Genomic DNA, 983 nt, shown 5'->3' on the forward strand with positions numbered 1-983 from the left:
TAATTAACACCAGCCCAAACCGATTCATTATCTTTCACAACGTGGAAGTCATCATCTTGTTTAACGACAGTTACTTTATCTTTTTTTGTATTAAAGTCATCTTTAGATAAGCCTGGATACAACACATATGCATATTTACTATCTGTATTAGAATGCTTTTGAGTTACTTCATAATATTGATTAGTTTTACTGTCTTGCTTTTGACTTTTATTTATATCACTCCACTTACCAGTATGACTTTCTTTTTTTACAGTTATTTTCGATTCGTTTAAAAAATGATAGCCTATATTGTTTTTAGGTTTATTGGTTGACTCTAAAAAGACGGAATTGGTTCCCTGATTATCGGAAGCGGTTGTTTGTTTATCGTCTGTATATAACGTATACCCATTCGCTTTGCGATTTTCAATCGTTGTAACTGGATTCTTTGATGAATCAGTACTTTTAATGCCAGTTCCTAAGAAGACAATTTTATCGTTTAATATGAAATATGATTTTTTGGCAGTTAAAGTTTTGTCCTGATTTTCAAAATCCATTCCGATACTAGCATGTTGGTCATCGAATTTTGTTCCGCCTACAAAAGTTTTACTCGACTTTTTAACATCCGTACCTTTAGGTTCTTCATTTTCTAAAGTTGTTGTACCTGCTAAACGTTTCATATCAGCTGTCGCCCAGAAGTTATCACGGTAGTGTTTCACATCGCTATTGTATAAATAAGACATTCCAGCACCAGTGTGCCAACCTTTTAAGTTCTCTCCGTTGATACTTTCGTAACGTGCGACGTTTTTCGACGTCATACTTAAACCAAATGCAAAGTCTAAGTCTTTATTGTGATAGGTGACACGATCCATGTCATTATATATTTTAAGTTGTTGTGTTAAACCGTTAGTAGAAATAGTGCTGTCTTCCATTAAAGACTTCATTTTGCTTATATCCGAATAAGAGCTTAATGTATCATTTTGGCCGTAACTTGAATCAGATTTAAC

The 983-nt window shown here is 33.5% G+C and carries 1 protein-coding gene; it reads right to left on the reverse strand.

Translation table 11 applies throughout. From position 1 onward, the window contains the following. The coding region (locus IDG60_RS16135) for a polysaccharide lyase family 8 super-sandwich domain-containing protein (RefSeq protein WP_274611445.1) at positions 1-983 on the reverse strand (983 nt) is incomplete at both ends.

The organism is Staphylococcus sp. EG-SA-2 (assembly GCF_017152085.1).